The sequence below is a fragment of the Pseudomonas sp. Ma2-10 genome (assembly GCF_054330215.1).
Window position 1 is genome coordinate 45127 of sequence record NZ_JBTEYL010000031.1, and the last position, 7474, is coordinate 52600.

Annotated in this window: 7 protein-coding genes; 5 read left to right on the top strand and 2 right to left on the bottom strand. The window is 60.0% G+C overall.

Annotated elements, in window-relative coordinates; all coding sequences use genetic code 11:
• The first annotated feature begins 11 nt into the window (after positions 1-11).
• The 5 genes from atuD to ppnP all read left to right on the top strand — a co-directional run bounded on the left by atuD (position 12) and on the right by ppnP (position 4956).
• Complete coding sequence (gene atuD, locus ACXPVS_RS24950; RefSeq protein WP_458512276.1) at positions 12-1169, top strand: citronellyl-CoA dehydrogenase; 1158 nt, start codon at positions 12-14, stop codon at positions 1167-1169.
• Positions 1166-1963, top strand: a complete 798-nt coding sequence (locus ACXPVS_RS24955; protein WP_458512277.1) for an enoyl-CoA hydratase/isomerase family protein — start codon at positions 1166-1168, stop codon at positions 1961-1963. Before atuD ends, ACXPVS_RS24955 begins: the two co-directional genes overlap by 4 nt.
• Before the next feature lie 63 nt (positions 1964-2026).
• The gene (locus ACXPVS_RS24960) at positions 2027-3988 is read left to right on the top strand and encodes an acetyl-CoA carboxylase biotin carboxylase subunit (protein ID WP_458512278.1); all 1962 of its coding nucleotides are present in this window, start codon (positions 2027-2029) and stop codon (positions 3986-3988) included.
• Positions 3989-4059: 71 nt separating this feature from the next.
• Complete coding sequence (locus ACXPVS_RS24965; protein ID WP_458512279.1) at positions 4060-4602, top strand: exonuclease domain-containing protein; 543 nt, start codon at positions 4060-4062, stop codon at positions 4600-4602.
• A 69-nt stretch (positions 4603-4671) separates the two neighbouring features.
• Entirely contained in the window at positions 4672-4956 is a 285-nt protein-coding gene (ppnP, locus tag ACXPVS_RS24970) for a pyrimidine/purine nucleoside phosphorylase (protein ID WP_458512280.1), read from the top strand.
• Between the two features lie 56 nt (positions 4957-5012).
• On the opposite strand, the gene ACXPVS_RS24975 is transcribed toward ppnP, so the two are convergent.
• Entirely contained in the window at positions 5013-5819 is an 807-nt protein-coding gene (locus ACXPVS_RS24975; protein WP_458512281.1) for an MOSC domain-containing protein, read from the bottom strand.
• Positions 5820-5910: 91 nt separating this feature from the next.
• Positions 5911-6846 (bottom strand): chemotaxis protein CheV, encoded by a 936-nt coding sequence (locus ACXPVS_RS24980; RefSeq protein ID WP_458512282.1) that lies wholly within the window; start codon positions 6844-6846, stop codon positions 5911-5913.
• Between the last annotated feature and the right edge of the window lie 628 nt (positions 6847-7474).

The window sequence follows — 7474 nt, forward strand, 5'->3', positions numbered from 1 at the left end:
GAACAATAAAAATGATCTTCACCCAGGAACACGAAGCACTGCGCCGCACCGTCCGCCAGTTCGTCGATCACGAGATCAATCCTCACGTCGAGGCATGGGAAAAGGCCGGACGCTTTCCGATCCACGAGATCTTTCGCAAGGCCGGCGACCTCGGCCTGCTGGGGATTTGCAAACCGCAGAAGTTTGGCGGCATGGGGCTCGATTACAGCTATTCGATCGTCGCGGCTGAAGAGTTCGGCACCATCCACTGCGGCGGCATTCCGATGTCCATCGGCGTGCAGACCGACATGTGCACCCCGGCGCTGGCGCGTTTCGGCTCCGATGAATTGCGTGAAGCATTTCTCCGCCCGGCCATCACTGGCGAGCAGGTCGGTTGCATCGGTGTCTCCGAAGTCGGCGCCGGTTCCGACGTGGCCGGTTTGAAAACCACCGCCCGCAAGGACGGCGACGACTACGTGATCAACGGCAGCAAGATGTGGATCACCAACTCGCCGAGCGCCGATTTCATCTGCCTGCTGGCCAACACCTCGGACGACAAACCACACATCAACAAGTCGCTGATCATGGTGGCGATGAACACCCCTGGCATCAGCCTCAGCTCGCACCTGGACAAGCTCGGCATGCGCAGCTCAGAAACCGCCCAGGTATTTTTCGACAACGTGCGCGTGCCGCAACGCAACCGCATCGGCCATGAAGGCGCGGGGTTCATGATGCAGATGCTGCAGTTCCAGGAAGAACGGCTGTTCGGCGCGGCGAACATGATCAAGGGCCTGGAGTACTGCGTCGACAGCACCATCGAGTACTGCAAGGAGCGCAAAACCTTCGGCAATGCGCTGATCGACAATCAGGTCATCCATTTCCGCATGGCTGAACTGCAAACCGAAATCGAATGCCTGCGGGCATTGGTCTATCAGGCCACCGAGCAGTACATCAAAGGCCAGGACGTCACCCGCCTGGCGTCAATGGCCAAACTCAAGGCCGGACGGCTGGGCCGGGAAGTCAGCGACAGCTGCCTGCAATACTGGGGCGGCATGGGCTTCATGTGGGATAACCCGGTGGCCCGGGCTTACCGTGACGTGCGGCTGGTGTCGATCGGCGGCGGTGCCGACGAAATCATGCTGGGGATCATCTGCAAACTCATGGGCATCCTGCCGGGGAGAAAGAAATGAGCACGTTGCCGGTTTGCCAGACCTTGCTGCTCGAACCGCATAACGGCGTCCTGCACATCACCCTCAATCGCCCCGAAAGCCGCAACGCCATGAACTTGCAGATGGTCGCCGAACTGCGTGCGGTACTGGCGGCGGTGCGTGACGACCGAGCCACCCGCGCGCTGGTGATCGGCGGTGCGGGCGGGCATTTCTGCGCCGGAGGCGACATCAAGGACATGGCCGACGCTCACGCTCAAGGCCCAAACGCCTATCGTGACATGAATCGCGCGTTCGGCGCGCTGCTGCAGGAGGTGCAACACGCGCCGCAAGTGGTGATCACGGTGCTGCAAGGTGCGGTGCTCGGCGGTGGTTTGGGTCTGGCCTGCGTCAGCGACGTCGCCTTGGCCGATCACCAGGCGCAATTCGGTCTGCCGGAAACCAGCCTCGGTCTGCTGCCGGCGCAAATCGCGCCGTTCGTGGTCCAGCGCATCGGCCTGACTCAGACTCGCCGCCTGGCTCTGACCGCCGCACGTTTCGATGGCACACACGCACGACGCATGGGATTGGTGCATTTTGTCGAGCATGACGCGCAGGCGTTGGCCGAGCGTCTCGATGAAATCCTGGCCCACGTGCTGTGCTGCGCGCCGGAGGCCAATGCGACGACCAAAAAGCTGTTGCTGGCGAGTGCCGGACAGCCACCGAATGCGTTGCTGGATGAAGCGGCCGATTGGTTCAGCGAGGCGGTGACCGGGGCCGAAGGTATTGAGGGAACCATGGCCTTCGTGCAGAAACGCAAACCGGGTTGGGCGCCTTAAAAGCTTCACGGGCAAGCCTGCGATGGAGCCATCACATTCACCGTAATGCAATGGGAACAACCGATGCCCGCTTTCAGCAAAATCCTGATCGCCAACCGCGGTGAAATCGCCTGCCGCATCCAGCGCACCGCCCAGGCCTTGGGCTATCGCACGGTCGCAATCTTCAGCGATGCCGACGCCGGTGCCCTGCATGTGCAAATGGCCGACGAAGCCGTGAACGTCGGTCCGGCCCCGGTGCAGCAGTCCTATCTGAATATCCCAGCCATTCTCGACGCCGCCCGGCGCACGGGCGCTGATGCAATCCATCCGGGCTACGGTTTCCTCTCGGAAAACGCCGGGTTCGCCCTCGCCTGCCAGGATGCCGGCATCACCTTCATCGGCCCCAGCCCCTACGCCATCGAACTGATGGGCAGCAAACGCCTGTCGAAACTCGCCATGATCGATGCCGGTGTGCCGTGCATCAAGGGTTATCAGGGCGAAGAACAGGACGACGCAACCCTGACCCGCGAAGCCGCACGTATCGGCTATCCGCTGATGATCAAGGCCAGTGCCGGCGGTGGCGGGCGTGGCATGCGTCTGGTGCACGAGGCCAATGATTTGCTCGAACAACTGCGCACCGCCCGCTCCGAAGCGCTGCACGGGTTTGGCAGTGACGAACTGATTCTCGAGCAAGCGCTGATCGACCCGCGTCACGTCGAAGTTCAACTGTTCGGCGACCAGCACGGCAACCTGATCTACCTTGGCGAGCGCGACTGTTCGATCCAGCGTCGCCATCAAAAAATCATCGAAGAGGCGCCCTGCCCGATAATGACCGCCGAGTTGCGTCAGGCCATGGGTGAAGCGGCGCTAAAGGCGGGGCGCGCAGTGAGTTACGTCGGCGCGGGCACTGTCGAGTTCCTGCTGGATGCGCGTGGGCAGTTTTACTTTCTGGAGATGAACACCCGACTCCAGGTGGAACACCCGGTGACCGAATTGATCACCGGCCTCGACCTGGTGGCCTGGCAGTTGCACGTCGCCGAAGGACTGCCTCTGCCCTTGCGACAGGAGCAGCTTCAGCTCAGCGGCCATGCCATCGAAGTCCGTTTGTACGCCGAAGATCCGGCACACGATTTTCTCCCACAAACCGGTCGCATCACCGCCTGGGAGCCTGCGTTGCAGCGCGGCGTGCGGATCGATCATGGCGTGATCGAAGGCCAGAATATCAGCCCGTTTTATGACCCGATGCTGGGCAAGATCATCGCGCGCGGCGCCACCCGCGAAGAAGCCCGGCGTCAGTTGCTGCGGGCGGTGCAGGACACCGTGCTGCTCGGTATGCAAAGCAATCAGCGCTTGCTCGCCAGCCTGCTCGAACACCCGCAGTTCATCCGTGGCGAGTTCAGTACCGGGTTCATCCAGGCTCACTTCGCCGAGCACCCCTGCCTGCATGCGCATGTACCAAGCGCCGAAGAACTGGCCATCGCTGCGGCGCTGTTCTATCAAGCCTCGGCGCAGGTTCATCACGCGCCACTGACCGGTTGGCGAAACAACGCCAGCGTACCGTTGCACTATCGAATCGGCGTTGAGGATCAGGATTGGTCAGTGGAATTGAACACTGTGCCGGGTGAGACGTATCGGATTCTAGTCGCCACAACGCCCTTTGAATTGAAGATCATCCAGTGCGACGGACGCTGGGCCAGCCTGGAAATCAACGGCATCCGGCGACGCCATGCGTATCGTCTCGAGGCAGGACAACTCTGGCTGTTCACCCGTCCCGGCAGTGTGCGCCTGGTGGACCGGACCCAGGCCTTGGTCAGCAGCCAGGTGAGTGTCAGCACCGGTACCCTCAAGGCTCCGATGGACGGGGCGATCGTCGACGTGCTGGTGACTGAGGGCAGCCGGGTCAGTAAAGGCCAGTTGTTGGTCGTGCTGGAGGCCATGAAAATGGAACATCCGCTCAAGTCGGGCATCGACGGCGTGCTCAAACGCTTGCAGGTCAGGGTTGGCGATCAGGTAAAAAATCGTCAGATTTTGTTGGAGGTTGAATAAGCCGCTAGGCGGATCCGCCGGGTTTAGCTACGCTCAGGCCCTATCAGGACGCGGATACCAGGAACCCTGCGATGCCTCACTGGCTGGTCATTGATCTCGAAGCCACCACCGATGAGGGTGGTTGGCCAGTAACAGAAATGGAAATCATCGAAATCGGCGCCACCCTGGTGGACCGCAAGGGGCGCGAACTGGATGCTTTCCAGCGTTTCGTCCGGCCGCTGCGTCGGCCCATGCTGACGCCGTTTTGCCGGCAACTGACCCACATCACCCAGGCCAACATCGACGCCGCGCAGCCTCTGAGCGAGGTATGGGCGTCGTTCGAGCACTGGCTCGGCCAGCATCACTCACGCCTCGAAGGCTGGGCCAGTTGGGGCGATTACGATCGCAAACAGTTGGTTCAGGAGTGGGAGCGCCTGCAACTCGACAGCGCCTTGAGCCGAGTGCCGCACATGAACCTCAAACAGCGCTTTGCCAAGGCTCGCCGGCTGGAACGCCCGCTGGGGCTCAACGGCGCGCTGCAACTGGCAGGGATGCAGTTCAGCGGCCAACAACATCGGGCACTGGAAGATGCACGCAATACCGCTCGATTACTGCCGCTGGTTCTTCCGTCTTAGAGAGGTGACGCCGCCATGGGCCTTGTGCATACTGGCCCGCCCTTTTTAGCCCTTTTCGAGGAATCGCCCATGTTTAAAGTCAACGAGTACTTCGACGGCACCGTCAAGTCGATCGCCTTTGGCACCGCTGAAGGTCCTGCGACCATCGGCGTCATGGCGCCGGGCGAATACGAATTCGGCACCAGCCAGCGTGAAATCATGCACGTGGTGTCCGGCGCCCTGACCGTCAAACTGCCGGACAGCAGCGACTGGAAAACCTTCGCCGCCGGCAGCCAGTTCAACGTGCCCGCCAACAGCAAGTTCCAACTGAAAGTGGCCGTCGACACCGCTTACCTGTGCGAATACCGCGGCTAAACCCCTGGGTTTTCACAGCGACAAAAAAATGCCCGCGTCCTTGGACACGGGCATTTTTATTCCAGGACAGTCACCGGCATACCGACTTCAAGCTGTCCATTACTGTCGTTGACCAGGTTCTGTCCAAACATCGCACCATCAGCCTCGGCACGGTATTTTTGCAACGTGGCCAGAGGTTCGCGATCCTCGCTACGTTCGCCGGTTTGCGGGTCAATGGTGGTCAGAATGCAGCGTGAACACGACTTGACCACGCGGAACTCGACATCGCCGATGCGGATACGCTTCCAGCCATCTTCGGCATACGCCTCGCTGCCCTCGATCACCAGGTTGGGCCGAAAGCGCAGCATTTCCAGCGGGCGGCCGACTTTTTGCGACACGTCCTCCAGTGAGGCCTGTCCGATCAGCAACAGCGGAAAGCCATCCGCGAAGGCCACCTGATCATCGTCCTTGCCGTAGCCGGCCTGAGTGGTCCGTGCGCGATCAAGAGGTACTTGTACCAGGCGAGTCGGTTTGCCAATGAACTCACTGACCCAGGCACCCGCCTCGTCACCGGCATCCGGCACACGCAACGTATCGCGCCAGATGGTCACGCCACGCAGTTGCGCGTCGCTGGCAGGCAAGACGATATCGATCGGTGAGCGGCCCGGCGCACTGAGGGTCAAGCCTCCGTCGGCATTCCACAACGCCGACAGCTGACTCATCTGCGCCACTGCACGTTGAGTCAGAAAGCGCCCGCTGGCCTCATCTACCAGCATCCAGCGTCGATCACCGTCCAGGCCCAGCTTGTCGAGGCTGACCTGCTGCAGGATCTCACCCTTGCCGGATTTCAACGGATAACGATAAAGCGCGCTCAGACGCAACATGGCCAGCTCCCTTGTGGGCAAAAAAAGCCACCCTATACGAGCTTGATCACCGAATCAAAGGCTGACGTCACGTCAGCCTCTGTGCGTGGTGTCAGGCAGGTACTTCATCAAGTATCAGACGCTGGCGCACCACATCGATGAGTTTGTCCGGCTGGAATTTGGAGAGGAAGTCGTCGCAGCCGACCTTCTTCACCATCGAGTCGTTGAAGCTGCCGGACAACGAGGTATGCAGAACCACATAAAGACCACGTAGACGCGGGTCGTTGCGGATTTCGGTGGTCAGGCGATAGCCGTCCATCTCCGGCATTTCCGCGTCGGTAAAAACCATCAGCAGTTTGTCGGTCATGTTCACACCGGTATCGGCCCAGGCCTTGAGCATGTTCAGTGCCTTCAAGCCATCGCTGGCGATGTGCATCTTCACGCCCAACTGACCCAAGGTGTCACGCAATTGCGACAGCGCCACGTTCGAGTCGTCCACCAGTAGCACTTCACGGCCACGGGCACGCTCAAGAACCGGATCGTCGAGTTTGTCGCGCGAGACCTTGGCGTTGTACGGGACGATTTCTGCAAGGACTTTTTCGACGTCGATGATTTCCACCAACTGATCGTCGACCTTGCTGATGGCCGTCAGGTAATGCTGACGACCGGCGCTGGCCGGCGGCGGCAGAATGGCTTCCCAGTTCATGTTGACGATACGGTCCACACCACCGACCAGGAACGCCTGCACCGAACGGTTGTACTCGGTGACGATGATCGTACTGGTCGGGCTTGGCACCAGCGGACGCATACCAATGGCCTGGGACAGATCGATCACCGGCAGCGTCTGGCCACGTAAATTAACCACACCGCAGACAAACGGATGACGCTGGGGCATCAGTGTCAGCTTCGGCAGTTGCAGCACTTCCTGCACTTTGAACACGTTGATCGCGAACAATTGTCGTCCGGCCAGCCGGAACATGAGAATTTCCAGGCGATTCTCACCCACCAATTGCGTGCGTTGGTCTACCGTGTCGAGAATGCCGGCCATCAATAACTCCTGGGCTTGTTCTGATGAATTCACTAAAGGGGGTTATCGGCTGTTTTTGCCGGACCTTGACCCCCCTGTAAAATGCCACGACCCAGCATTGATGTCACATTAACATCATGCTTTACTGGTCAGGTGATTTCATCTGCATCATCGCCTGCCGCGAGACCTCGTTTCGTTCGGTTGGTTCCCCCGTGTAAGGGATTCCCCTAGTCACAATCAGGCCCAACCTGATATTCGCAATATCCAATAGCCATTAATGTGACGCCATTCTCATTGCATGAACGGAGTCAGGCTTTTGTGTGCGATCGCAGGTAAGTGGCCATCCACCCTATCGAGTTCCCCTGTCTGCAGCCAGACAGGCCAGGGCGCGACCTCACGACGGCAAGGCAATGCGGGGACCCTGATCGTCCCCGTCGACACACACGACATCCCCTCATATGACATGACGTTGTGGAGATAAGCATGCCGAACGATCGTAAAGAGTGGGCTCAACGGCTCCCGGAGTTTCTCGTCGAAGCAGAGACACTGCTTGCGGATTCCACGACACTTGGACACTCAGCCCACGATCATTTGGACACTCGTTCCATGCTCACTTGGACACCTGATCCACGTCCACTTGGACAGGCAG

What these genes read in the sequence shown, in the direction of transcription:
- atuD (WP_458512276.1), top strand. Translation starts at nt 12, where the DNA reads ATGATCTTCACCCAGGAACACGAAGCACTGCGCCGCACCGTCCGCCAG.
- ACXPVS_RS24955 (WP_458512277.1), top strand. Translation starts at nt 1,166, where the DNA reads ATGAGCACGTTGCCGGTTTGCCAGACCTTGCTGCTCGAACCGCATAAC.
- ACXPVS_RS24960 (WP_458512278.1), top strand. Translation starts at nt 2,027, where the DNA reads ATGCCCGCTTTCAGCAAAATCCTGATCGCCAACCGCGGTGAAATCGCC.
- ACXPVS_RS24965 (WP_458512279.1), top strand. Translation starts at nt 4,060, where the DNA reads ATGCCTCACTGGCTGGTCATTGATCTCGAAGCCACCACCGATGAGGGT.
- ppnP (WP_458512280.1), top strand. Translation starts at nt 4,672, where the DNA reads ATGTTTAAAGTCAACGAGTACTTCGACGGCACCGTCAAGTCGATCGCC.
- ACXPVS_RS24975 (WP_458512281.1), bottom strand. Translation starts at nt 5,819, where the DNA reads ATGTTGCGTCTGAGCGCGCTTTATCGTTATCCGTTGAAATCCGGCAAG.
- ACXPVS_RS24980 (WP_458512282.1), bottom strand. Translation starts at nt 6,846, where the DNA reads ATGGCCGGCATTCTCGACACGGTAGACCAACGCACGCAATTGGTGGGT.